This window comes from Picrophilus oshimae DSM 9789 (genome assembly GCF_900176435.1).
Lineage (GTDB): Archaea > Thermoplasmatota > Thermoplasmata > Thermoplasmatales > Thermoplasmataceae > Picrophilus > Picrophilus oshimae.
Map to the genome: position 1 here is coordinate 142,772 of NZ_FWYE01000002.1, position 25,263 is coordinate 168,034.

Here is a 25,263-nt window from a genome sequence, read left to right on the forward strand (position 1 = left end):
ATTTACATTATTTTAAGAGCGTATTTAACGGTATCGCTGATAAAAAAAGTCATTTTTACATTAAAGTGCATTAATATGAGACTTAATGACATGAATCATGGTCTTGTAATAAATTTTTTATTTATAATATCACAATGGTTATTAATATTAATTATAGAAATAACACTTTTTTAAAGTTTAGATTTATTTTAATTTTAATGAATAAAACTGTTTTATCATATATTTTATTAATAAATATTTTACAATAATAATATTTAAGTTACCAAAATATTAAAATATAAAAATTTGATGTTTTTTTATGAACATCTTCAGTGAGTATTATAACATGAGATTAAATGACCCGGTGCACTATGATGGCGCATGGCATGTTTATAAATACAGTGATGTAAAACATGTTTTGATGAACGATAAAATATTTTCCTCGAATCCAGGTAATAGGTATTCAAATGCCGGTGGTATAAGCTTTATAACAATGGATAACCCTGAGCATAAAGAATTCAGGGATATATCAGCACCGTACTTTTTGCCGTCAAAGATCAATGATTATAAAGATTTTATAGAGGAAACCTCAAATGATTTAATAAAAAATATAGATAACAAAGATATTATTTCAGAGTATGCTGTGAGGCTTCCGGTAAATGTTATATCAAAAATACTTGGAATACCCGATTCTGACATGCCATTGTTTAAGCTATGGTCTGATTATATAATAGGAAATAAAAGGGATGAGAACTTCAATTATGTAAACAACAGGATGGTTTCAAGGCTTTTAGAGATCTTTAAATCTGATTCACATGGTATAATAAATGTGCTGGCAGGATCGTCATTAAAAAATAGAAAACTAACCATGGATGAAAAGATAAAATACATAATGCTTTTAATAATAGGCGGAAACGAGACAACAACAAACCTTATAGGAAACATGATAAGGGTAATTGATGAAAACCCTGATATTATTGACGATGCATTAAAAAACAGATCAGGCTTTGTTGAGGAAACTCTAAGGTATTATTCACCAATACAGTTTCTACCGCATAGGTTTGCAGCAGAGGATTCTTACATAAACAATAAAAAAATAAAAAAGGGTGATCAGGTAATTGTTTACCTTGGCTCGGCAAATAGGGATGAAACATTCTTTGATGAGCCTGATTTATTTAAAATTGGCAGAAGGGAGATGCACCTTGCCTTTGGCATAGGAATTCACATGTGTATCGGGGCACCGCTTGCAAGGCTTGAGGCATCAATAGCATTAAATGATATATTGAATCATTTTAAAAGGATAAAAATAGATTATAAAAAATCCAGGCTTCTTGATAATAAAATGGTTCTTGGCTATGATAAGCTATTTCTTTCCTGAAATGCTCTTATATATCCTCATGGCCATGGCAGGGTTAAATGACCTTATCGTTTTTTCCCTTAGTCTTGGTATTATATTTTTTTCACTGGCGCCATTTGATATTAAATCATTTATAATTTTATAGAGTTCATCCTCTGTTAGTGTCTTTAATTCCTCAAGGTTTATAAGATCGTTTACATCGATGTTCTTTGATGAATATATTTCCATGGCTTTTTCTATTGTATTTCTGTCCCAGCCTGAGGATTTTGATATCTCAAGGATTTTTTTAATGGTAACCTCATCGATATTTTTATTATATTTCTTTTTTAATTCAGGAACTGTGTGCAGTAAAATCCTTGATATTAACCTTGGCTCGTTGTATGTATTAACAAGATTTTTAAAAATTTTATATAAATTATCATTTATTATTGCCTCTGAATCCGTCCTTGAGATGCCATATACATTTTCCAGGGTTTCAAGGGATTTATCCATGCTCTCAGGAATCATTTTGTATATATTATCAAATGAATCTATTTTTATTACAGGAATATCTGTTTCAGGATACATCCTGCCGCGTCCCGGCAGTGGCCTTAGAAACCTTGTCTCGCCGTTTTCAGTTGCAGCCCTCGTTTCATCAAGCTCAAGATTTAAAAGCTTTATCGATCTTTTTATCAATGGTTCAAAGAATTTATCATCCCTTGATAGGACAATTAAAAGCGCATCATTTCCATTTACATTGAGATCATTATATAACCTTGAAACAAAGTAATGATCAAGGCCATAGCCTGGTAGCTCATCAGAGTGTATTATTCCGCCTATGCCAAGGTTCTTCATCAGCTCACCAAGCTCGCGGCCAAATCTGAATTCACCACTCTTTAAAAGGCCGCGCATGTTTTTAAACACAAAGGCATAAACGTTCTTCCCGGATTTTATATTATTGTTTATCATTGATGATTCTGACCAGTCGTATTTATCTTTTATGTTTACCGGCCTGGTGTATGAAAAACCTCCGAGATCATTAATAATCCCTGAGACCTTTTCAAGCATCCTCTGTCTCTTTGTTTCGTATTCGATAACATCCTTTATTAATGATAACTTTGATACACCCTTTATTTCCACACGACCATGACCCATTGAAAAGTTCACATCCTGCCTTATTGAATCAACCTCACCGCGAAAGTTTTCCATGGACATAACAAAGTATGCAATCTTTTTTGCGGTTTCCACGGCATGGTCCTCATCGATTATATCCGGCTCGGTTGATATTTCTATTAATGGTATTCCAAGCCTGTCCAGAGAATAATTTACATTATTGTTATTCTCAGAGATCTTTCTGGCAGCATCCTCCTCCAGGGTAATCGTTGATATTCTAACCTTGCCCCTTGATGTTTCCAGATAGCCATTCATTGCAATTATTCCGGTTCTCTGAAATCCGGAGGTGTTTGAGCCGTCAATAACAACCTTTCTCATGAATTGAATGTTTTTCATCGGCTCGCACTTTAGTGCAAGTGCAACGGCCATTGCAGTTTCAAGTGCCGTTTTGTTTGGCATGTGCGGTGGATCCTCATCGCATTCCACAAGGCAGCTATTATCTGTTACATTGTATAAAAACTCCCTGTTCCTTTCCATTTCATATTCTGCGGCTAGATCCATCTCACCAAGCTCGCTCATGGTAGGCGTTAACCTTCTTTTTATCCTTGAAACATCATAATGATACTCTGTATCACAGCTGCAGAACAATTTTTTACCCTTAAGCTGAAAATGTATCTCAAGACCAATCATATCATCACCTTAATAATATTCTATCAGAAAGCTCACCACGAAGATTTAACAGCATCATCTCCTCTAATTTATCAGGATGGCTGCCAAGTATGTACATTGCCTTGACATACGCAGTTTCAGGAAGCATGTTTCCAAGGCTTATGACGCCTGCATCGATCAATTTTCTGCCTGTTGAATAAACATTTAAATTTGTATTGCCAAAGATGCACTGTGATGTCATAAAAAATTTTGTATCCTTATGCCTCTTTATTTCCTCTATGATATTATCTGATACATGGCCAAGGCCTGTGCCCATGATTATTACCGCATCCTTGCCAGAGACAAGGCTGGAAAAATCATCTGATTTCATACCGGGATAAAAGTAGACAATTGAAACATTATCATTTAATTTATCCATTAAAATTGTTTCATCATCCCTTTTTTTATAGTTTTCATTGATTTTTAGTTTGCCATCAAAGAATGCAATGTAATCATCATCAATAGGTTTAAAGGCATCCCTTCTGCTTGTATGCATCTTCCTTGTTCTTACAGCACGTGATAGGCCGACGATATCCGAGGTATATGAATGCATTGCAATTGAGACCTCGCCAAGATCCATTAAAGAGAAGTTTGCGGCCGCACCTATATTAATAAAGGCATCACTGCTTGGCCTGTCAGGGCTTCTTTGTGAGCCGACAAAGATCACAGGTGCTGAAAGTTTTTCAAACATAAAGGCCAGTGCGGATGCCGTGTACTGCATTGTATCAGTTCCATGAAATATCAAAACCGGTATGTTTTCCTTAAGATAATTATATGCCCTTCTTGCAAAGTTCATCATCTTTTCAGCTGTAACGTTCTCGCTGAGCATATTGTCTAAAACCTCATATTTAATATCAAAATCATCTATGTACGGTATGTAATTATAAATAAATTCAGGATCCTTTACAGGTTTTACCGCGCCGGTTGAGTAATCAACGGTGCTTCCTATTGTTCCGCCAGTGGTCATTATCACAAGCTTTTTATCGCCCTTTTTATATTTTATCTTTTTTGATGGTTCTGAATTTTCTGGCTTTTTTATTGCTTCTATTTTAACATCGCTTTTGTCAACTATAATATTATAACCATTTGAAAGCTTTAATGTATAGAATCCATTTGATTCGTTTATGTATATTCCGGAGTAATCCCTGCCATTATATTTAAATGATATGATATCACCGGTATCCATGATGCTAAAGCTTTATACGATATAAAAATATTAGGATTTATAATCTTTTCATGATTTCCCTTGCTATTATTATCTTTTGTATTTCGTTTGTGCCCTCATAGATCTGTGTTATCTTTGCGTCCCTTAGATGGCGCTCCGCATCGAAATCTGTTGTGTATCCATAGCCACCAAAGAGCTGCAGTGATCTCTCGGCAACGTACATTGCGGTATCAGATGCATACATCTTTGCTATTGATGAGATCTCTATTGTGTTCTCATGATTCTGCCATTTCTCTGCTGCATCATAGACCAGGAGCTCTGATGCCTTTATTCTTGTCTCCATATCTGCTATCATGAACTGGACGCCCTCGAAGTCTATTATTCTTTGATTGAACTGCTTCCTTTCCTTTATATATTTTAATGCCTCCTCGAATGATGCCTTTGCTATGCCAAGAGCCTGTGCTGCTATACCTATCCTTCCGGCATCAAGCGTGTCCATAATGACCTTAAAACCTTCGTTTACATTTCCGATGATGTTTTCCTCCGGAACTTCTACATTATCAAAAACCAGCTCAACTGTGCTTGATCCACGTATTCCAAGCTTGTGTATATCCCTGCTTATTTTTAGGCCGGGCGCATCTGCATCCACAACAAAGCTTGTTATGCCCTTTGCACGCCTTTCAGGATCCGTTGATGCATCGACAACAAAGAACCTTGCAAGCCTTCCATTGGATATGAAGACCTTTGTGCCGTTTAATACATATTTATTTCCTGATCTTACAGCGGTTGTTTTTATTGATGCAGCATCGCTGCCCGCACCAGGTTCTGTTATTGCAAGGCCGCCGACCTCACCAGATGCCACCCTTGGCAGATACCTCTTTTTTAAATCCTCACTGCCGAACATTATTACCGGCTCTGCAAATAGTGTCAGTGCACCGTCCAGAACAAGTGCAGTGCTCGGGCATGCCTTTGATATCTCTTCTATAACGTTCATCAGGAATTTAAATCCGAGACCATAACCATTGTATTCCTTTGGTATGTATGATGCAAATAGGCCCATGTCCCTCATGCCCTGGATGATATCTTCAGGTACGTACATCTTTTCGTCAATTTCCCTGGCCCGCGGTTTTATCTTTGTTTCTGCGAATTCACGAACGTACTTTAATATATCAACCTCGGTTTCTGTAAGCATGTATGAATATATAAAAAAGGCATATTATATTATCTATAATCTGATAAAAATCTATTAATATATCATTGAGATAAATTATCATGTGTCGTATGTTTGCATACATTGGATCATCAAACCATGATATTAACCTATTATACAATGCCCTAAAGGAGGCATCGAGAAATGATGTTATAGGAAAAAAAATTGGTATAGATGATCACAGGGATGGTTTTGGCTACGTCATTTACGATGATAAAATCGATTATTACAGATCTCCTGATCCGGTGTATTTAAGCAACCTGAATTTTAATATTAAAAATAAATCATATGTTTTATTCCATGCCAGAAAGGGATCGGATAGGCACAGGGGTGTAATATACAGCCATCCATTTATGGAAGAGACCGATGATTCACTAATCTTTATGATTCATAATGGTCTGTTTGATTCCGATGCCATAGGTGAAATTTTAAACATTAAAGGTGAGTACTCTGATACAGAGCTTGGATTAAAATACATAGCAAGGAACGGTATTGAATCAATAGAGCATCTTAAAGATTACACAAAAAGCACGATGAATCTAATAATATTAAAAATAGATAAGAATACAATGATGCCTGAAATTTATTACATAAACTATTTTAAAAACGGGAGATACAGAGAATATTCAACAATGTTTCTTGCAAGATTAAATAATGGTGTTGCAATTATATCATCGACCCTTGGCCACTATGGCATAGAAAACCTTGAAAAAATAGATTTTGGAATTATAAAAAAACTTTAGGCCTCATTTTGTTCTGCCATTAATTTCAATGCCGCGCCTGTATTAATATCAAAGAATTTAATCTTGTTCTCTCTTATACCAATGGGAACATTTTTTCCTGTTTTATATGGAATCTCACTGTTTATTGAGAACTGAATGTCAGAATTAACGAATGATAATGTGATCTTGAACTGGCCTGATGCATAGCTTGAAACCCTCACAGTTGCCTCACCTATGTTTTTATAGCCTTTATCATCATTATCCAGGATCTTTATATCCTCTGGTCTTATGCCTATAATTGCCCTGCCGGCTGGATACCCTGGTGCCTCTATTTTTGTTCCATTTAGATCAAAAAACGGTGTATCATTATCGTTTTCTATCTCAACCTCGAAGGTATTTATATCGCCTATAAGCTTTGATATATCAAGACTCTTTGGATTATCATAGATTTCAAGGGGTTCTGCAAGCTGTTCCATAACCCCGTGATTTATCACGGCCGCCCTGTCAGCAAGGCTGAATATATCCGCAGGATCATGTGATACAATTAATGTTGTTATTGTATCCCTATTATGTATCTCCCTGGCAAGCTCTCTTGCAGAGTCCTTTATAACGGCATCAAGGTTGCTAAAAGGCTCATCCAGTATTAATATTGTTGGATTCTTTACAAGTGCCCTGCAGAGTGCAACCCTCTGCTGCTGACCACCACTGATCTGCCCGGGCTTTAGGTTAATCGTGTTCCTTATGTTTAATATATCTGTTATTTCATAGATTCTCTTCTTTATTTCATCCTCTGACCATCTTTTTACCCTTAATGGAAATGCTATGTTGTCATAAACAGATAAATGTGGATAAAGCCCCCAAGTCTGAAAGACCATGCCTATATTACGATCCTCAACGTCAACAATATTTTTATTATCCCTGGCAACAACATTATTATCGAAGTAAACCGAACCCGTTGTTGGTGTTTCAAGACCGGCTATAACACGCATAAGTGTTGTTTTGCCTGCACCACTTGGGCCCAGAACACCGAAGAACTCGCCATCGTTTATCTTTATATTTATGTTCTTAAGCGCCTCGACAACACGCTTTCCGTTTTTAAAGGTTTTATTAACGTTTTCCAATCTTATCTCCATAATATCATCCCTTTGCACCAAGACCCAGGGCCATGAAACCCCTTATAAAATACTTGCTTAAGAATACGAATACAAGCAGCGGAACTATTGATGAGATTACACCTGCAGCAAAACTTTCATTGTAAAGTGTTCCGTAGCCACCTGTATATGATGCAAGACCTATAGGTATCAAAGACATTGTTGGTGTTGTTGTTGTAACAAGCGGTATAAAATAATTGTTCCAGCTCTCTATAAATATAAAAACAAATGTTGATATTAAACCTGGTGTTGTTAATGGCAGCACCATCCTTGAAAAGATCTTCCAGTCGCTTGCACCGTCTATTCTTGCGGATTCAATTATTCCCTTTGGAAGCACTGGTATGAATATCGACATTATCAACGCACCCGCAGGCAGGAAGAATACAAGAAGTCCAAAGATTAAACCAAGGTATGAATTAAAGATTCCAAGATCTGATTCAAGTCTTATTAAAGGTACAAGGGCAACCTCGAATGGTATAAATGTTGCTATTGCTATCAAAGTAAAAAGAAATGAGTTAAAATATGATGAAACACGATAAAAATAGTATGCCGCCATGGCACCAAGAAATGTTGATATTAAGGCCACAGGTATTGTAACTATCACACTGTTTTTTAATGATGTTGCAAGGCCTGAAAAGACTGCAGAATACGAGCCCAGTGATGGCGATGCCGGTACAAAGATCGGTGTGGAAACGACACCAAAAGCGCTTTTCAAACCGTCAATAACAAGTAAATAAACCGGAAATATCCACATTATGCTAAGTATAATTAACGCAAGGAACTTTAAACCGGATCTTATTAACCTATATATCTTAGGCAAGTTTTAACCACCTCTTTATTCCTATAAGTGCAAATGGAATTATAACAACTATTCCAATTAATATTATTATAACGCTTGCAGCCGATGCCTCCGAGAATTCAACACTTATATAATAATAAAAGACCTGCTCAACCATGGTTCTTGAAAATGGATTTAACTCCTCGGCCACGTACGGCAGTGAGAATATTCTCAATGTGAATATAAACAAAAGAGCCGTGCTAACTATAAATGCATTTTTCGATTCAGGTATTAATATTCTAACAAGTATTCTAAATGGGCCGGCACCATCTATATGTGCTGACTCTATAACAGATTTATTTATTCCATTAAATGAGGCATAGTAGAATATTGCAGCCAGTCCTGTAAATGTCCATACACTTACAAGGATTAAGCTGTATAATAATAAATGGTAATTTACCCAGTGTATGGCCGGAAAGCCTATCCTGGTAAGGAGCACATCTATGCCACTGGAATAGTTATACATCCACATCCATATAACCGCAGATGCGGCAGAGGAAATTGCCAGCGGATAAACAAAAACTGAAAGAAATACGGTTCTCAGCCTGTTGCTGTTCACATAGAATATAAGGCCGGCAAACAGCATGCCAAGAACGTTACCAACAACAATAATGATAAAGGCCCATATAAGGGAATGAGCAACCGTACTTCTAAAAGATGAGCTTGAAAATATATTATAATATGCACTTAAACCTATAAACTTCGAACCGGAATGCATTGATACCCAAACATTGTAAAATACAAAATATAATAATATGGCTCCAAAAACTATTGCAGGAGCCGCAAAAAGTACAGTTATTTTCCTTTTTAAATTATTTGTATGATACATTTATTTCACCATTTTACTTCCGCTATTACGTTATCAAGGAATTCCATTAATGTTGAATATATGTTTCCATTGAATGTACTGGTTGAATTGACATTTGAATTGTCTGAAACTGCATTTGATGTTATGACTGAGGCAGATGTATTGTTTACCCATGGAGGCAGGTATCCACCGAATGGATCGCTTAATGTGCCCATGAAGCCATAGCCAAGACTGTTTGCCTTTAACCAGTCGCTCTTTTCCTTTGCAAGTGTTGATTTTAGATCTGATACAAATGCAGCCCTTGCCGATGAGTCATTTACATTTGGATGTGCATATATTGTTGCAAGGAATGCACTGTCAAGATCTGCGTATGGCCCTGCAAAGAAGCCACCATCTGATAGCTGGTACAGGAAGCTATGCGCATTGCTTGAGTGGTTTAATAATGATTCATAGTTGTACCACTGGCCTGGTGTGTTGTAATAATCATTTGTTATGTTTTTATAGAATGTAACTGCCTTCCATTTTGTGAAAACCAGCTGTCCGGAGTATGATGAGAAGTATTCTGCGAATGTTAATCCCTCGTTCTGTGATGGGCCTGCAGGAACAACAACTGAATCATCCACCAATACATAATACCTCGATGTTCCAGGGAATGGCATTGACATTAATTTTATGTCATGGCTCATTATGTACGATGTATTATTGTAAGGTGCCGCATTTGGATATGTTGTTGTGTTATCAAAATCGTATGCATAGTTACAGTACCAGTTTCCGTTTGCCTGGAATACAGCCTGGCCATCTATTACCTTTGGTATTGCCTGTGTCCAGGTCTGTGAGCTCTCTCCTGAGTAGCCATATGATGTGAACTGCTGGAATATCTTGCTTGCCTCGTTTACATAGTTAAGTATCGTTGGGTTGCTTAGGTTAAGCACACCGTACATTGCCTCATCGTATAATGTGCCATTGCCTGTTACAGACAGGAATATATCCTCCCAGAGATTGAACTCGTCCCAGCCACCGTCATCTCCTGGAACGGCCCATGCGGAAACTCCCTTGGAGTGAAGAACCTCGCTGTCATGTATTAATGTTGTTAAATTGTTTGGTAATGGCAATCCATATTTTATTAGAACCTGTGGGTTAAAGTACAGCATTGCGCCCCTGTGGACATCAACAGGCAATGAGAACATTGTTCCGTTATATGTTCCTGCCATTAAAACCTGTGTAACAGCATTGGAAAATAGCCCCATCTTCTGTGCTATCGGCGTCATGTTTACAAAGTCCTTTGCACCGTTTGGTGCATCCTCAATATATGATATCAGCTGCGGTCCAAAATGGGCCTGGAATGCGTCAGGTGGATGCCCTGCCTTTATATCAGCGAGAATTGCATAAATTGCCTCGGTACCGCCGGCACCAGGCTTTAACTCGCTTTTAACGGCGTACTGTGGATACGCATGATGGAAGGCTGCGTATTCCTTATCAACGGCTATCTTTCCCTCAGTTGCCCACCATGTATAAAAGTATATTGTTTTAACCTTCTTTGGCGGATGATAGACGAAACCAAAGTAAACACCGAGACCGATGACGACTATAACAACAACAATAACCACGGGAATTACCCATGGCTTTCGTTGTTTGCCTTTATATTCCTCTGGTGCTTTCATTAGGTTTTCCAATGAAAACAAAATATTAAAATCTTTTTATTGAGTTATATCAGGTTATAAAGTATTATAATATTGAAATTTAACAGGTATCTTTATTTATACTTTTTATAATTGATTTAAATAGTTTTTATTAAATTACATCATTTATAGAAATATATATAACTCTGCAGTTAAAATATGAATCAGTGATTGTATAATAAATATTTATATACTTGATATAGATATCTATTATAGATATCAATAACAGATATCTGGAGGTATGTAAATGTTTGGGCCAAGGGCAAGGCATTATTTTCATAATGCCATGAGAATGCGTGGTTTTGGATTAAAATATGCGATACTTAGCATCGCCAGTGATAAGGAGGTAACAGGTGCTGATATAGCAAATATAATCGGTGAGAGAACAAACGGTCACTGGGTTCCATCACCTGGCATTATATATCCAACCTTAAAAACGCTTTATGAGGATGGATATCTAAACATGCGTGAGGAAAATGGCAAGAAGTATTATAGGACCAGTGAGAAGGGCAGATCATTGATAAATGAGATGACATCATTTCCAGGCATAGATAACAACATGGGTTCGGTGATCTCATCAATGGAGAACTATGCACAGTTCCTCCTTGATAGAAAGGATGAGCTTGGAGAGGATGATAGAAGAAGAATAAAAGAGCTTATAAAACAGCTTGAGCTTCTCTAATTAATATTTTTTATTTCTTCTATTAAATAATTTATAACAGTGGAAACCTTTTCCAGTGGCTTTTCATGATCCTTTAGAAATTTAATACCGGAATCTGTTATTTCATATTCCTTTACGTGCCTGCCATTCGATGATATCTTTCCTTTAATAAATCCGCGTCTTTCAAGGTTATGCAAAAGCATGTATATTGCCCCATGTGGCATATCGATGTTTATCTTGCTGCATATCAGTTTCTCTATAGCATAACCATGCATGCTATTTTTATATAGTTCGGTCAATATCAATAAATTTATTGTGCCCTTAAGAATTAGCTCTTTTTTCATGAATCATATATATAAAACATGAATAAAGTATTTTCATTCAACGATATTGAAATTATTATATGTTGATATATAAACACCTTTGACCGTGCCGCCGGTTATCATTTCGAGGTATGCATTATTTATTTTGAAATTATCTTTATATGCAATTTTAATTATTTTTGTAAGATTTACACACATGTTTTTCTGAAGTATAATTATTGTATTTTTAAGCCTGTAGAATTTGCTTTCGTTTGAATAGCCTATGTATATGTTATACCTATCGTTATCAAAGGTTATTTCAAGGCCATAAAATGAGCTTATTCTTGAACCATTATCTGTTACATTTGTAAAACCGTTCGTTTTTATCTTTAAATTCATTATAATGTTATGATTCATTATATATTCAGAGCTCATCTCTGTTAAAACCTGCCCTGCCGCCCAGTAATTGTTCCTTGTGTTTATTGCCTTTATGGTTAAACTGCCGTTATTATAAATGTAATGTGCTGTGCCGCCAATACTGTTTGTAGATAAAGTCCAGCCTGCAGGCATGCATTTATACATGTAAAAATCCTTAAACTCCGGATTTGTTATGCCATATGGATCCATTGCATACAAACCATTTGAATGGTATGTTGATAATTCGTTATTATAATATGCATCCATTATAAATGAGGTGTTTTCAGGCAGTATTGAATCCCTATTTTCCGGATATATTGTAACATTGTTTAAGCCATGAATTAGATATTTATTCGTGTACCATAGAAGCCCGTTGCCGTTTATCATACCGTTGTCCGGTATTATTCTAAAAAACATCCTTGTTGGTTCACTGCCTGAATAAAAAACCGTGACGTTCATTGATGTTATTCCATTTAATGAGATGCTCTGTGGATCAGAAACTGAAATGATCTTAACATCAGGATTGTAAGTATCATAATTGTATATTACAAGACCCGCTATTACAATTATAAGAACAAGGAAGGCTGCTGTTATCTTTCTTGTTGTGCTCTTTGCCTTTGTATCATTTTTATTTTTAAATTCTTTTATCTCAGGTATCGCAAGAAGCATTAAAAATGGCCAGTACATCATATAATTGAGTAAATCCCTGTAATAGAACAAAAAGATTATAACAGGGAATGCAAAGAATGCATATTTAAGTCTGTCAAAGTCTTTTATGTACATGTATATTAAAAACAATGCAACAAGCCCAGGCACAGCATAGAAAAATGATGATTTTAGAAACGGCATGTAGGTAAATGATAGCACTGAGATACCAAACCCTATTGGAAGTATTGGCTGCATACCTATGCCAATGACAGATATAAACCACTGGTATGGGGACATGATAATGAATGGTATATTTGTAATAATAAAGGAAAGCACGGCGCCTGAAAGGAATTTCCTTACGTTTATACCTGATTTATAAAGATAATAAATATAAAAGGGCAGTACAATAATGGCCGTCTGCCTGTATGATACTGAAAGCCCATATAATGCACCAGATAAATAGTTTTTATCCTTGAAAATAAATGATAATGCTATAAGATCTATCCATATTATCCCTGAAACGCCGCCTATACTGTAAAAAAACCAGTTTAAATTTATTGTTATGCCAAGTGCAACGTAAGGATGTATCGATGTATTATCGCTTCTTCTGTACTGATAATATAATATAACAAATGCAAGCACGTTAAAAAATGATATTATGTATCTGCCCTGTATGCCTATAAGCTCCGGCATCATTAGTATAACCGAGAATCCAGGATAGGAAAGGAAATTCACATAGCCTCCTGTCTGTGTTGGGGTTATCATTGTATATGGCAAATGATAATAGCTAAATACTGGTGCCATGTTTGATCTTATATATGGATCAATTCCCATTGAGAATAGCCTTGCAGCATAGCTCTCTATTGCCAGGGAATCTGTTCCGTAGACCGGATATATAGAGGAAAGGCCTATAAAAAACACGGTGATAATTGAAATTATTATTATAAAGAATCCAATCTCTGAATTATTAAATACAAGCATGAATGATGCGAATGCAAGCAATATTAAAATCCATACAAGAACCATGCCGAATACTGATGCATAGCCATAGTTCGACCAGAAGTAATTCGCCAGTGCTATGGCGTATATGCCTGCGAATATAAACGAAATCTTTCTTATAATGGATTTTAAATCCTGGGCTTCCACTTTACCGGTTATCATAATTCTAATATTTTAAATTAACCTTGGCATTCACTGAATTAAAGCAAATATTTTATGCATCATGATAATTATGTATCATGGATATAGACCCGGAGTCATTTAAACAGTACATTGCCTTTAAATATGATAATGGAAAATCATCATTTTACTTTCTTAAAACGTTCTATGATATCTATATAAATGATGATATATTATATTCGGTAAACGTTTTGGAGTTTAGGGACGATCATATAAATATTTATAGAACAAAAAAGGCCGTGTATTCAATACCATCAAAAAGCATTTACAGGTTTGATATCTATTACAGATATCATGAGATATCATTAAAGCTCTTAAGGCTTTCATTTTATATTATAGTTATATCCTCACTTTACAGGATCTTTATGTACCTTTATTAAAAATAAAAATTTATTTATCCATACCTTAATGCAATACCCTTGCCATACCTTGGATACTTCCATTCTATATTATTAAATGGACATGCAACCCTGCAGGCACCGCATTCAAGGCAGTTTTCATAGCCAACAACGATCTTTTTATCTATCCATGTGTAAACATTTGCAGGGCAAACATTTATGCATGGCTGTGGCGTCCCGTATTCCTTTTCGCATTCAAGGCATGAATTCTCGTCTTTTATTGAAAGATGTGGAAGATCGTCCTTTTTATACCTTAATGTGTATAATTTTTCCTCTGTCTTCATAAAATCACCTCATTCTTATCATAAAATCAAGAACATCCTTCATTGAGGTCCCTGATATAAGGTCGCCCCTTATTCCAAGGAGGTTTCCGGATGCCCAGTCATTTAAAACCTTTGACATCATTGTAAGATACTTTGATGGCGCATCCTCATGGAAGAATCTTGATTCAAGGCCACGTTCCTTTGCAATCTTTGAAATCTCCTTATCTTTTATTAATGAATACCTGTATTCAAATTCTGGCATATTAGAAAATGCAGCCTCTCCTGCCAGTAGACCTGATTCTATTGCAGGACTTATTCCATCAAAGGTCAGCGGGTCAACAAGTCCAAGTGCATCTCCGCAGAGGTAAACGTTTGATTTTGATGCAAGCATGTCAGGAAAACCCGCCTCTGGTATGATCTTTGCAGAGTACTCGCGCAGTGAAAAGCCCTTAAAAAGATCATCGAAACCTGTGTACTTCATAAACATATCCATGAGCTCCTCTGGCTTTATCTTCTTCTCTATTAAACCGCTTATTGGGGCACCAACGCCTACGGAAACGCTGTCCCTGTATGTGTATAAAAATCCTGCGGTGAGCACAGGATCGGCACGTATTATCCTCCATGAGAGACCGGCATCGTCAGATGATAGATTAAACATTGAATTTATCTGCTCTTTTTTTATCGAGTAAACGTATTTAACTGTCTGAACAGCCTGATCTGGTTTAAGCTCCCTTTTTATTCCGGATGATATTGCCAATAATGAGTTTACACCCTCTGCAAGAACTATTGATCTCGTTGAAACCTCTCCGCGATCTGTTACAACACCTGTTGCCCTTCCATCCTTCCATTTTATGTCTGTCACCGTTGTTTTTGGTATTACAATGGCGCCGGCCTTCTCCGAAACTGATGAGAGCCATTTATCAAATTTTAATCTGCCAGTTGTCGCAAGATTTTCTGGATAAAATTCCAGACTAACAGGCCTCTCGCTGCTGTATAATGATACCTTCATTCTCTCAACGTTTCTTTCCACAGGTAATCCATCACCGAAGACAGATGTTACAAAGTCCTTTCTTATCATTGCACCTGAGACATTCTTTGATCCTGGTTCCGGACCGCGTTCAAGAACCAGCGTTTTTTTACCAAGGCTTGCAAGCTTCAGTGCAGCAGCCGATCCGGCCGGACCGGCACCAACCACAACAGCATCATAATCAAGCATTCTGTTCACCCAACCTTTTTATTAATTCTGGAACTACGGTAAATAAATCACCAACTATACCATAATCACAGTTTTCAAATATTGGCGCTGATGGATCATTGTTTATTGCAATGATCTTCTTTGAACCCTGAATACCAACAAGGTGCTGTATTGCACCTGATATTCCTATGGCAATGTAAACGTTTGGATGTATCGTTGTTCCAGTCTGGCCAACCTGCCTGTCCTTTGGATACCATCCCATGTCCGCAAGAGGCTTGCTGACCCCGACAACAGCACCAAGCCTGTTTGCAAGATCCTCAACGATGCCTATATTATCCCTGTTCACAATGCCACGACCAACGCCTATAACAATGTCAGCATCATTGAGTATGTTTCTTTTTTCAAGCTTCTTGTATTCTAGAAGCTTTATCCTTGTTTTTAAATCCTTTATATCCTCTTTTATTACATCGCCCTTTTTATCCATGGGCGGCATTGCGGAAAAAACACCTGATCTCGTCGTAACCATTATCGGCCTGTTATTTGGGCATATTATAGTCGATGTTTCCTTACCGCCGAAATCCGGTCTTGTTGATAGCAGCTGGCCCTTTTCATCAACATCAAAGATTATGCAGTCAGCTATCAGTCCGGTATTAACCTGAATGGCCGTTGTTGATGCAAGCTCCCTGGCATTTGATGTCCCTGGATAAAATATTGCCTCAGGGCTGTACTTCTTTATCATCAATGATAATGCCTCTGTATAGGCATCGTTATCATAGTTTTTATACCCTTCTGTTACACCTGCATAAACCCTGTCGGCACCATATTTAAACGCCGTGTCTATAATATTATCTATTTCATCCCCAATGACAACGGCGGCAAGTTTGGTGTTCATTAGGTCAGCAACCCTTCTTGCGGCACCAAGTATCTCAAGGGATGTTGAATTCACATTACCATCGTAATGATCCATGTATACCCAGATATCGTGATCAACCTTTGTTACAGGTTCAGGTTTTTCATATACCCCGGATGAGGTCTTCATTCCTGTCATTGACTCCTTTATCTTTGATATTAACCAGTCCACAGAACCTTTAAGATCATCATTTGCATTTTTTATCTCGGCATTCCTCATCTTTGGCGGTGGCCTCACCCTTATGACCTTTGTTGGTGATGCTGCCAGACCTATCATTGATGGATCTGCATTTATATCATCCTTTGAGAACCTTTTAACATTAAATGTCTTTGCCCTGAGCATGCCCTCAAGGTCTGGTTCTCTGGGTGTGTTTGAATCCTCTGTAACGGTTATGACCAGGGGCATTGGCATCTCTATGGTTTCAATTTCAAACTCTGTTTCCTTTTCAAGCCTTATTTTTTTATTCTTCTCATCAACATCAAGAATTTTTTTCGTGTATGCGCATACTGGAATGCCAAGCCATTTGCCCGTCTGCGGCCCAACCTGCTGTGTCTCACCATCAACGGCACGCCTGCCAAATATAATAATATCAGCACCACCAAGCTTTTCTATTGCCCTTGATACAGTATATGATGTTGCCCATGTGTCAGAACCTGCCATTGCCCTGTCAGTAATTAAATAGGCATCATCTGCACCCATGGCTATTGCCTCTCTTAATGAAATATCACCCTGCGGAGGGCCCATTGATATTACGGTCACGATGCCGCCATATTTCTCACGGAGCTGAAGGGCAGCCTCTATGGCATGCAGATCAGGCGGGTTCATTACAGCTGGAACACCTTCCCTTACAAGATTATTTGTAACAGGATCTATCCTGAGATCGTCCGCGTCAGGAACCTGTTTTATTGATACAATTATTTTAAGCATATTGCTTTATACTTATGTAATTTAAAAAACTTGTTATAAAGAGAATTAACATTTTTACATTAAATGATGTAATTGTTATTTTAATAAATCCAAAACTGCCAGTTTAATCTAAAAATTTTAATAACAGGTTTATTTTATATAATCCATAATTTATGGATTACAAAAAAATAAAAATAAGATGATTTAATATCTATCTACAGCGAAAGTTAAATTATAATAATATTATTTCCAATCATGATATATATATTAATAATGGCTCTCATAGGTGTAATAATAACATTAATTTTTGATTTTAAAAAATTTGATGCAAAATATATAATATCATTACCAGTATTAATAATCCTGGTTCTAATCTCAAAAAACTTTTTCGTGGTGCCTGTTTACATCTTTTCATTGATAGGCGCAACGTATCTTTACACGTATTATTTTTACATACCCTTTTCAATAGAATTTATTATGGCCCTTCTTTATTTTATATACCATCTTGGCCCATCATCATATATTGTTTTTGCCTTTGGTTCATCCATGGCAATATCATTATCCGTGGATAAAAATATGAAGAGTTACAGCTATCTAAATAATATAAAAAAGGGAAAGAATATAAAAAAGGAAACATACCGGGATTATTTTCAGATAGGTTCAGGAATAATAGTTTTAATCACGCTTTTTATTTTTAGGGACAGGGCAATACCATTGATATTATTTGCCGTCCTTTTAATATATGCGGCAGGAAATTCCCTGTCAATATATAGGTCAAGCAGGATCTCCGAGATAATATATAAAATGGAGAGGGACAATGTAAAGCTTGGCCTTGGTGCAATGTATCTTGCGGCAGGCTTCCTTTTAATTTTATCGTTCATTAGATCAATACCAATGCTTTATGTTGCAGCCTTTATACTTTTAATCGGTGATTCTCTTGCCACAATACTTGGCATAAGATTTGGAAGAACAAAGCTTGTATACAATAAAAAGAAATCTGTTATTGGTCTAGCTTCAATGATAATACCTGCATTTATATTCGGTGCATTTATAATAGGGCCTTTAAGCTCTTTTATATACACATTTTTTTCAGGCCTTGTTGAGAGTGCACCGCTTAAACTCCTTGATGATAATATCACGGTTCCGGTTGCAATAGTAATAATACATTTCCTATTTTATATAAATTTATTATAATTTATTTATGATGTTCCCTGCAAGTGAATAAACCATAAAAAGTATGTTTCTTGCAGCAGATACATATTCAAAATCTGTTGCAAAGCCATGAACCATCATAAGAGACCTTATGCCGGTTGCCCTTACATTTGCCTTTCTAAGCATCTTTAAATATGACTCGCCCTGATCGCGCAGCGGATCGTACTCGGCTGTTACAACTATGGATTCCGGCATTTTTGAAAGATCCCCGAGCATTGGAGAAAAGTATGGGTTTAAAATATCATAAAAATTTTTATAGTACTGTGATCCAAACCACTGTATTAAATCACCGGTAAGCACCGGGCCATCATTGTATTCTGAAAATGACCTTGAAAATGTATCAGGAGCAAGGCTTGGATAAAAAAGCACATCAAGCCCGGGTTTTACCCCAAGTTCATCGTATATCTTTAATGATAATGATGCAGCAAGGTTTCCGCCGGCACTGTCTCCTGCAAGGCAGATCCTGTCCATTTTTATTCTTAAATCGCTGTAATGATCGTAAACGTATTTAAAGGCTTCAAAGGAATCATCAAGCGCTGCAGGAAACTTATTTTCAGGGGCCAGCCTGTAATCAACGGAGAGAACCTTTAGACCAGAGCATTTCGCTATGTACCTGCATATATTATCATATGATTCGATACTGCCAAAGACAAAACCGCCGCCATGCATATATATTATTATTCCATCGGAATCACTGTCATTGTAAAGCCTTGATTTTATATTATTTATTTTTATATCAATTACTTCCCTTACTTTTATTTTTTCCCTTGACATTTCAATGGCAAGGTTATCCATCAATGCCCTGAACTCATCTATTTTTATATCCGCTGGATTTAATGGCCTTGTATTTTCTATGATCTCTTTTATCTCAGGATCTATCATGAAAATTCAATGTTTATTTCTATTTAAGCTTATTTCAACTTACATTAAAAACATTAAATGATTATATATTATATAAGCATAATCAATAAATGAAGGTTTCAGATGTCTTTCCTGATGAATTTTTAAATATCACTGGTTCTGATTTTGAGCTTTACAAACATCAAATAGATGCAATAGAAAGATTAAAAAACAATGAAAATGTTATAGTTTCTGTTCCAACAGCATCTGGCAAGAGCCTTATAGGCTACTATGCAATATACAAGGCATTTTTGGCAGGTAAAAAATCAATGTACATAGTTCCACTTAGATCCCTTGCCATGGAAAAGTATGAGGAGCTTTTAAATTTAAGATCATTAAATATGAGAATAACAATATCCATAGGTGATTATGATTCACCACCATCATTTATAAAAAACAACGATGTTATTGTTGTTACCTCCGAACGTGCCGACTCAATGATACATCATGATCCTGATATAATAAACGATTTTGGTGCCATCATAGCAGATGAGATACATATTATAAACGATGAGGATCGCGGCCCAAGACTGGAAACCGTGCTTTCATCAATAAGGGTAATAAATCCAGATGCCCTAATATTGGGACTTTCCGCAACCATATCAAACGTTAATGAGCTTGCCCAGTGGCTAAATGCATCCACTGTTGTATCAAATTTCAGGGCGGTTCCACTTGAGCTGGGAATAATATACAAAAAGCGTCTAATTACAGACAGCTATGAAAGATATCTTGGGCAGCCTGATGAGTTATCATTGATAAAGGATATTATAAACGATGGCGGGCAGGCCCTGGTTTTTAGAAACTCAAGGAAAAACGCCGAAAAATATGCAGAGATGCTAATTCAGCATCTTCCTGAATTTAATGATTTTAATAATGATGGCATGCCTGAAAGCCTTGTAAAAATGATAAGGCATGGAATAGCCTATCACCATGCAGGATTATCAAATGAGGATAGAAGAAACATAGAGGAAATGTTTAAAAATGGATACATAAAGGTCATATCTGCAACACCTACACTGGCTGCGGGAGTTAACCTGCCTGCAAGACTGGTAATCATAAGGGATATAACCAGGTATTCTAATGGATACAGCAGGCCAATATCAAACATAGAGATACAGCAGATGCTTGGACGTGCCGGAAGGCCAAAGTATGATAAAATGGGCTATGGTTATATATATGCGGCATCGCCAGCATCTTATGATGCTGCAAAAAAGGCACTTTCCGGTGAACCTGAACCTGTAATATCAAAAATGGATTCACAAAGATTAATGCGTTTTAATATCCTTGCCTTGATATCATCAGGCATGGCATCCAGGATGGAGGATCTTATACTGTTTTACAATGAAACGCTCATGGCAATACAGAAGGACGTTGATGATTATTATATAGAAAGCGCACTGTACTTCCTTAAGGAGAATGGTTTTATTGATGGTGATGTAACATATAATGCCACAAGACTTGGCAGGCTCACAAGCGATCTTTACATAGATCCGGAAACGGCATTGATCCTGAAAAGTGCGCTTGATCATGATTACGATGAAAAACTTTATCTTTATTATATATGTAGAACGCCGGACATGATTAATATACCGGCAGGAACAAGGGAATATGAATACATTGAAGATTTCCTTGAGGATATAAATGTTTTTGATTTCAGCGAGGAATCTTTAAGTGCTGCAAAAACAGCCATGGTTTTATTGGGCTGGATTAATGAGATGCCAATGCAGAAGATAACGGATACATATAACATCGGCCCCGGTGACGTTCAGCAGAAAGCTTCCTCAGCAGACTGGATTTCATATTCATTATACAGGCTATCTTCCGTTTATAAAAAGGAGATGGAATCTAAACTGTTTCACTTAAATATTAGAATAAAGGAGGGTATAAAACCAGATTTAATAGATCTAATAAAGATACCAAAGGTTGGCAGGGTAAGGGCCAGAAGGCTTTACGATAATGGATTTAAAACCGTTGATGATATAGCAAGATCCAGTCCAGAGAATATAGAAAAGATCTTCGGCTTCTCAAAAAATCTTGCCGCTGAAATAGTGAATAGCGCAATGAAGATAAGCTCAATGTATTACAGATCACAATGATACATGCAAAGGTTATCAAAAAAAATGCAAACAGTGCGATAAACCATCTTAAAGATATGAATATAATAGATAAGAATTACAGGGTCTTCAGCGATGATTGTTACGTTTATATACCTTTAAAAATGAGGATAGATTCTTATGATTGTGTTGATTTAAATGGCCTTCCTGCAAGGAAGCATGATGATTTTTCGGCATCATATGATGTAATAGGCAGCATAGCAATAATAAAAAGAAAGGATATAGATGATGCAATTAAAATAGCAGATAAACTTATAAAAAGGAAGAATATAGATGCAGTTTATCTCGATGATGGCATCTCCGGTAATTTCAGACAGCACAGGCTTAGATTCCTTGCCGGAAATGAATTATATGAAACAATTTACAGAGAAAATAATATAAAATTAAAGGTAAATATAAAATATGATTATTTTTCACCAAGGCTTGCAACAGAAAGGTTAAGGGTCTCAAACATGGTTTCAGAGAACGAATTCATAATAGATATGTTCGCAGGTGTTGGGCCATTTTCAATATTAATAGCATCAAGGCATAATGTAAACATCATTGCAATTGATATAAACTGCCATGCGATTTCAATGCTCAACGAGAACATAAAAATGAATAAATTAACTGGAAGGATTACAGGAATATGCGGGGATTCATCAAGGATCATAGAAAATTATAATAATGCTGATAGGATAATAATGAACCTGCCGCATGACTCATTTAATTTTATAGATATTGCATACAGGCATTTAAGGAAGGGTGGAACAATAAATTACTATGAGATACTTGATTATGAGAGTTTATACAATAGAATGGAATTCTTCAAAAATTACTTTGAAATATCTTCTAAAAGGATAGTTCATGGATATTCAAAGAGCATGAATATGTATGCCATTGATTTAAAAAAATTATAAATATATAGTTATTTACAATTATTATAATTGAATGAGTGATATTGGAAACTTTGTTTCAAGAATCTATGAAAGCAAGCTTCTCGAGGAAATAAAGAAGCATCCTGTTCCGGGGCATTTGGGTATAATTACAGATGGAAATAGAAGGTACGCAAGAAGCATTGGAATATCAGAAAATGAGGGTCATGTAAAGGGAAAAGAAAAACTCGAGGAGGTCTTAAACTGGTCCATGGAGGTTGGCATACACATGGTAACGGTTTATGCCTTTTCAACAGAAAATTTTAAGAGAAAAAGCGATGAGGTAAACTTTCTTTTTAATTTAATCAACGATGCCTTTATAGACCTATTAAACGATGAGCGTGTTTACAAAAACGGGATCAGGGTCAAGGTCATAGGCGATATCTCAAAGCTCCCTGATTATTTAAAGGAGACTATAAAGCGGGTTGAGGGTGAGACCAACAAATTCAAAAACTTTAGATTTAATCTTGCAATAGGATACGGCGGCAGGCAGGAGATTATAGACGCAATAAAAAAGATTGGCCAGGACATATTAAATGGAAAAATAAAAGTTGATAACATAAACGAGGAGATGTTCAGGTCATATCTTTACGATAAAACACTGCCAGACCCTGATTTAATATTAAGAACCAGCGGTGAGGAGAGGATTTCAAACTTCCTTTTATGGCAGTCTGCCTATTCTGAGCTTTACTTTGCAGATGTGAACTGGCCTGAGCTTAGGAAGATTGACTTTCTCAGGGCCATATATTCGTATCAGAACAGGAAGAGGAGGTTCGGTGAGTAATGTATCTGGCTATTGATGATACAGATTCAAGCAACAGCATGTGCACAACCTATATAATAGAAAGGATAATAACAGAGTCCAAATACGATATTATAGGATATCCTGAGCTTGTAAGGCTGAATCCAAACATAAGCTACAAGACCAGGGGCAACGGCGCATTGAATATAAATCTTGGCCGTGGTTCCGGTGAGAAAATATTGATAGGATTTTCTTCAGGGCGCAAGATTTACGGCTTTGAAAGGATGTACATGGACGCAGATGAGGACGATGTTATTGAAATGGCATCTTCCATTGTTGGTGACCTTTCAGAGCTTGATGACCCAAAGACAAACCCTGGAATAGTCGTTTCCAATGAAAGGCTTGATGAGCATTTGTATAAAAAGGCGCTCCAGGAGGATATAAATATAAATTATATAGAGAACATAATAAAAAATAAAAGGTATAAAAAGTTCAAGAATGGCCATGGCATAATTGGTGCAGCGGCATCACTTGCATGGAATAAAAAACGTGTAACCTATGAATTATTAAATTACAGGTACCCGCATTATGAAAACATAGAAAAAGATAAAAAGATGGACATTGCAATGATACCTGAAAAGTATCAAAGCACATTTAATAATATCGATTATAGAAATAAATACCCGGCAATATTTCCAAAGCCAAAGACACCGGTGATCTTTGGTATTAGAGGCATTTCCAGGGATGATATATTTAAATCATACATGGAAATAAGGGAAAATTATAAAATAGACGATGAGGCAGCAATAATATATAAAACAAACCAGGGAACTGACGATCATATATTACACGAACCTGAACTATTAAATGACTTGGGATCATACAGGCTCACAGGAACGATATCATCAATGCCATTTTCAATAGAAGGGGGACATCATTTTATCGGGTTTACATATCATGGATACAGTCTATATCTTGCGGCCTTTGAGCCTACAAAGGAGTTTAGGCACGTTATAGATTCATTAATACCAGGGGACATTGTTTCAGCCTATGGTTCCCTTGATGGAAACACCCTGAAGCTTGAAAAGATAGATGTTATATACACCGCTGATCTTTTAAAAAATGAGCCTCCGTTTTGCACAAAATGCAATGTAAAAACAAGAAGCAAGGGAAAAAATGATTACAGGTGTCCTGTATGCGGCGCCAGGTACCATACACCAAGGATAACAAAAATTAAAAGAGGCATAGAACCAGGCCGCTATGAGGTGCCTGTAATAGCCAGGAGGCATCTATCGATGCCTTTAAAGCTTGCAAGCCATTTTGGTTTACAATGATATGCATAACAGGTATACCGGCAACCGGTAAAACAACAATTTGCGGCATGTTAAACGAACATGGAATAAAATGTGTTTCACTAAACGATGTTGCACGTGATCTAAACATAATTGAAAATGAATCCATAGATATCGACGAGCTTAAAAAACACAAAATAGATGCTGATGTAATTGAAAGCCATTATTCACATCTTTTAAACTGTGATCTTGTAATAATTTTATACAATGACATAGATGAAATAAAAAAAAGAATGAAATTGAGGAATTACAGCGAATCAAAGATCAATGAAAATATAGATGCCATGCTTGCCGATGTTATATATTATGAGGCCCTTGACAGAATGCCGGCCGGCAGGATTGTAAGGGTGAATGCACATGGCATGTCCAGGAATGATCTTTTCAATAAAATTATTGAAATAATAAATAGTTTTAAGTAAAAAGTTCATAAATAATATTACA

The 25,263-nt window shown here is 36.4% G+C and carries 23 protein-coding genes; 10 read left to right on the forward strand and 13 right to left on the reverse strand.

Annotated elements, in window-relative coordinates; genetic code table 11:
• The first annotated feature begins 298 nt into the window (after window positions 1-298).
• Window positions 299-1,357 (forward strand): cytochrome P450, encoded by a 1,059-nt coding sequence (locus B8780_RS04270; protein ID WP_236719384.1) that lies wholly within the window; start codon window positions 299-301, stop codon window positions 1,355-1,357.
• On the opposite strand, the gene gatE is transcribed toward B8780_RS04270, so the two are convergent.
• From gatE to B8780_RS04285, 3 genes are read right to left on the reverse strand one after another with little or no spacing between them, the layout of a single operon-like run.
• Entirely contained in the window at window positions 1,343-3,118 is a 1,776-nt protein-coding gene (gene gatE / locus B8780_RS04275; protein WP_084272784.1) for a Glu-tRNA(Gln) amidotransferase subunit GatE, read from the reverse strand. The two genes, B8780_RS04270 and gatE, sit on opposite strands and share 15 nt — an antisense overlap.
• Window positions 3,119-3,122: 4 nt before the next feature.
• The gene (gene gatD, locus B8780_RS04280) at window positions 3,123-4,322 is read right to left on the reverse strand and encodes a Glu-tRNA(Gln) amidotransferase subunit GatD (protein WP_084272785.1); all 1,200 of its coding nucleotides are present in this window, start codon (window positions 4,320-4,322) and stop codon (window positions 3,123-3,125) included.
• A gap of 37 nt (window positions 4,323-4,359) precedes the next feature.
• The gene (locus B8780_RS04285; protein WP_011178197.1) at window positions 4,360-5,493 is read right to left on the reverse strand and encodes an acyl-CoA dehydrogenase family protein; all 1,134 of its coding nucleotides are present in this window, start codon (window positions 5,491-5,493) and stop codon (window positions 4,360-4,362) included.
• 80 nt (window positions 5,494-5,573) lie between these two features.
• On the opposite strand from B8780_RS04285, the gene B8780_RS04290 reads away from it, so the two are divergent.
• Window positions 5,574-6,254 carry a class II glutamine amidotransferase gene (locus B8780_RS04290; protein WP_153274214.1) on the forward strand — a complete coding sequence of 227 codons (681 nt, stop codon included), beginning with the start codon at window positions 5,574-5,576 and terminating at the stop codon, window positions 6,252-6,254.
• On the opposite strand, the gene glcV is transcribed toward B8780_RS04290, so the two are convergent.
• The 4 genes from glcV to glcS are packed head-to-tail and all read right to left on the reverse strand — an operon-like array spanning window position 6,251 to window position 10,691.
• Window positions 6,251-7,366, reverse strand: coding sequence for a glucose ABC transporter ATP-binding protein GlcV (glcV, locus tag B8780_RS04295; protein WP_048059647.1), 1,116 nt, complete (start codon window positions 7,364-7,366; stop codon window positions 6,251-6,253). The genes B8780_RS04290 and glcV overlap by 4 nt on opposite strands.
• A 4-nt stretch (window positions 7,367-7,370) precedes the next feature.
• A complete protein-coding gene (gene glcU / locus B8780_RS04300) occupies window positions 7,371-8,195 on the reverse strand; it encodes a glucose ABC transporter permease GlcU (RefSeq protein WP_394335502.1) in 825 nt (274 codons plus the stop codon).
• Window position 8,196: 1 nt separating this feature from the next.
• Window positions 8,197-9,051, reverse strand: a complete 855-nt coding sequence (gene glcT / locus B8780_RS04305) for a glucose ABC transporter permease GlcT (RefSeq protein WP_084272788.1) — start codon at window positions 9,049-9,051, stop codon at window positions 8,197-8,199.
• Between the two features lie 5 nt (window positions 9,052-9,056).
• On the reverse strand, window positions 9,057-10,691 hold the full coding sequence (gene glcS / locus B8780_RS04310; RefSeq protein WP_236719385.1) for a glucose ABC transporter substrate-binding protein GlcS: 1,635 nt from the start codon (window positions 10,689-10,691) through the stop codon (window positions 9,057-9,059).
• Window positions 10,692-10,956: 265 nt separating this feature from the next.
• On the opposite strand from glcS, the gene B8780_RS04315 reads away from it, so the two are divergent.
• Window positions 10,957-11,391: a PadR family transcriptional regulator gene (locus B8780_RS04315; protein ID WP_011178190.1), complete on the forward strand. Its 435-nt coding sequence runs from the start codon at window positions 10,957-10,959 to the stop codon at window positions 11,389-11,391.
• Here the strand turns inward: B8780_RS04315 and B8780_RS04320 are convergent.
• Together B8780_RS04320 and B8780_RS04325 are read right to left on the reverse strand one after the other, a co-directional pair.
• Window positions 11,388-11,714 carry a PadR family transcriptional regulator gene (locus tag B8780_RS04320; RefSeq protein ID WP_084272789.1) on the reverse strand — a complete coding sequence of 109 codons (327 nt, stop codon included), beginning with the start codon at window positions 11,712-11,714 and terminating at the stop codon, window positions 11,388-11,390. The genes B8780_RS04315 and B8780_RS04320 overlap by 4 nt on opposite strands.
• Before the next feature lie 33 nt (window positions 11,715-11,747).
• The gene (locus tag B8780_RS04325) at window positions 11,748-13,883 is read right to left on the reverse strand and encodes a hypothetical protein (RefSeq protein WP_153274215.1); all 2,136 of its coding nucleotides are present in this window, start codon (window positions 13,881-13,883) and stop codon (window positions 11,748-11,750) included.
• A 92-nt stretch (window positions 13,884-13,975) separates the two neighbouring features.
• On the opposite strand from B8780_RS04325, the gene B8780_RS04330 reads away from it, so the two are divergent.
• Window positions 13,976-14,296, forward strand: a complete 321-nt coding sequence (locus B8780_RS04330) for a hypothetical protein (protein ID WP_084272791.1) — start codon at window positions 13,976-13,978, stop codon at window positions 14,294-14,296.
• 14 nt (window positions 14,297-14,310) lie between these two features.
• Here the strand turns inward: B8780_RS04330 and B8780_RS04335 are convergent, their stop codons facing one another.
• Genes B8780_RS04335 through B8780_RS04345 form a run of 3 tightly spaced genes read right to left on the reverse strand, consistent with a single transcriptional unit; the run spans window position 14,311 to window position 17,609 of the window.
• The gene (locus B8780_RS04335; RefSeq protein ID WP_011178186.1) at window positions 14,311-14,598 is read right to left on the reverse strand and encodes a ferredoxin family protein; all 288 of its coding nucleotides are present in this window, start codon (window positions 14,596-14,598) and stop codon (window positions 14,311-14,313) included.
• 4 nt (window positions 14,599-14,602) lie between these two features.
• Window positions 14,603-15,793, reverse strand: coding sequence for an NAD(P)/FAD-dependent oxidoreductase (locus B8780_RS04340; protein WP_084272792.1), 1,191 nt, complete (start codon window positions 15,791-15,793; stop codon window positions 14,603-14,605).
• Complete coding sequence (locus tag B8780_RS04345; protein WP_084272793.1) at window positions 15,786-17,609, reverse strand: FAD-binding protein; 1,824 nt, start codon at window positions 17,607-17,609, stop codon at window positions 15,786-15,788. The genes B8780_RS04340 and B8780_RS04345 overlap by 8 nt, the downstream gene beginning before the upstream one ends.
• A gap of 234 nt (window positions 17,610-17,843) precedes the next feature.
• Between B8780_RS04345 and B8780_RS04350 the strand changes: the two genes are divergently transcribed.
• Window positions 17,844-18,782 (forward strand): diacylglycerol/polyprenol kinase family protein, encoded by a 939-nt coding sequence (locus B8780_RS04350; RefSeq protein WP_084272794.1) that lies wholly within the window; start codon window positions 17,844-17,846, stop codon window positions 18,780-18,782.
• On the opposite strand, the gene B8780_RS04355 is transcribed toward B8780_RS04350, so the two are convergent.
• Window positions 18,777-19,682 carry an alpha/beta hydrolase gene (locus tag B8780_RS04355; RefSeq protein WP_084272795.1) on the reverse strand — a complete coding sequence of 302 codons (906 nt, stop codon included), beginning with the start codon at window positions 19,680-19,682 and terminating at the stop codon, window positions 18,777-18,779. The two genes, B8780_RS04350 and B8780_RS04355, sit on opposite strands and share 6 nt — an antisense overlap.
• An 89-nt stretch (window positions 19,683-19,771) precedes the next feature.
• On the opposite strand from B8780_RS04355, the gene B8780_RS04360 reads away from it, so the two are divergent.
• The 5 genes from B8780_RS04360 to B8780_RS04380 are packed head-to-tail and all read left to right on the forward strand — an operon-like array spanning window position 19,772 to window position 25,241.
• Window positions 19,772-21,796, forward strand: coding sequence for an ATP-dependent DNA helicase (locus B8780_RS04360; protein ID WP_084272796.1), 2,025 nt, complete (start codon window positions 19,772-19,774; stop codon window positions 21,794-21,796).
• Window positions 21,793-22,713 (forward strand): class I SAM-dependent methyltransferase, encoded by a 921-nt coding sequence (locus tag B8780_RS04365; protein WP_084272797.1) that lies wholly within the window; start codon window positions 21,793-21,795, stop codon window positions 22,711-22,713. Before B8780_RS04360 ends, B8780_RS04365 begins: the two co-directional genes overlap by 4 nt.
• Window positions 22,714-22,744: 31 nt before the next feature.
• A complete protein-coding gene (uppS, locus tag B8780_RS04370) occupies window positions 22,745-23,512 on the forward strand; it encodes a polyprenyl diphosphate synthase (RefSeq protein WP_011178179.1) in 768 nt (255 codons plus the stop codon).
• Window positions 23,512-24,804: a tRNA(Ile)(2)-agmatinylcytidine synthase gene (locus B8780_RS04375; protein WP_084272798.1), complete on the forward strand. Its 1,293-nt coding sequence runs from the start codon at window positions 23,512-23,514 to the stop codon at window positions 24,802-24,804. The genes uppS and B8780_RS04375 overlap by 1 nt, the downstream gene beginning before the upstream one ends.
• Window positions 24,801-25,241, forward strand: coding sequence for an AAA family ATPase (locus tag B8780_RS04380; protein WP_084272799.1), 441 nt, complete (start codon window positions 24,801-24,803; stop codon window positions 25,239-25,241). Before B8780_RS04375 ends, B8780_RS04380 begins: the two co-directional genes overlap by 4 nt.
• Window positions 25,242-25,263 lie beyond the last annotated feature (22 nt).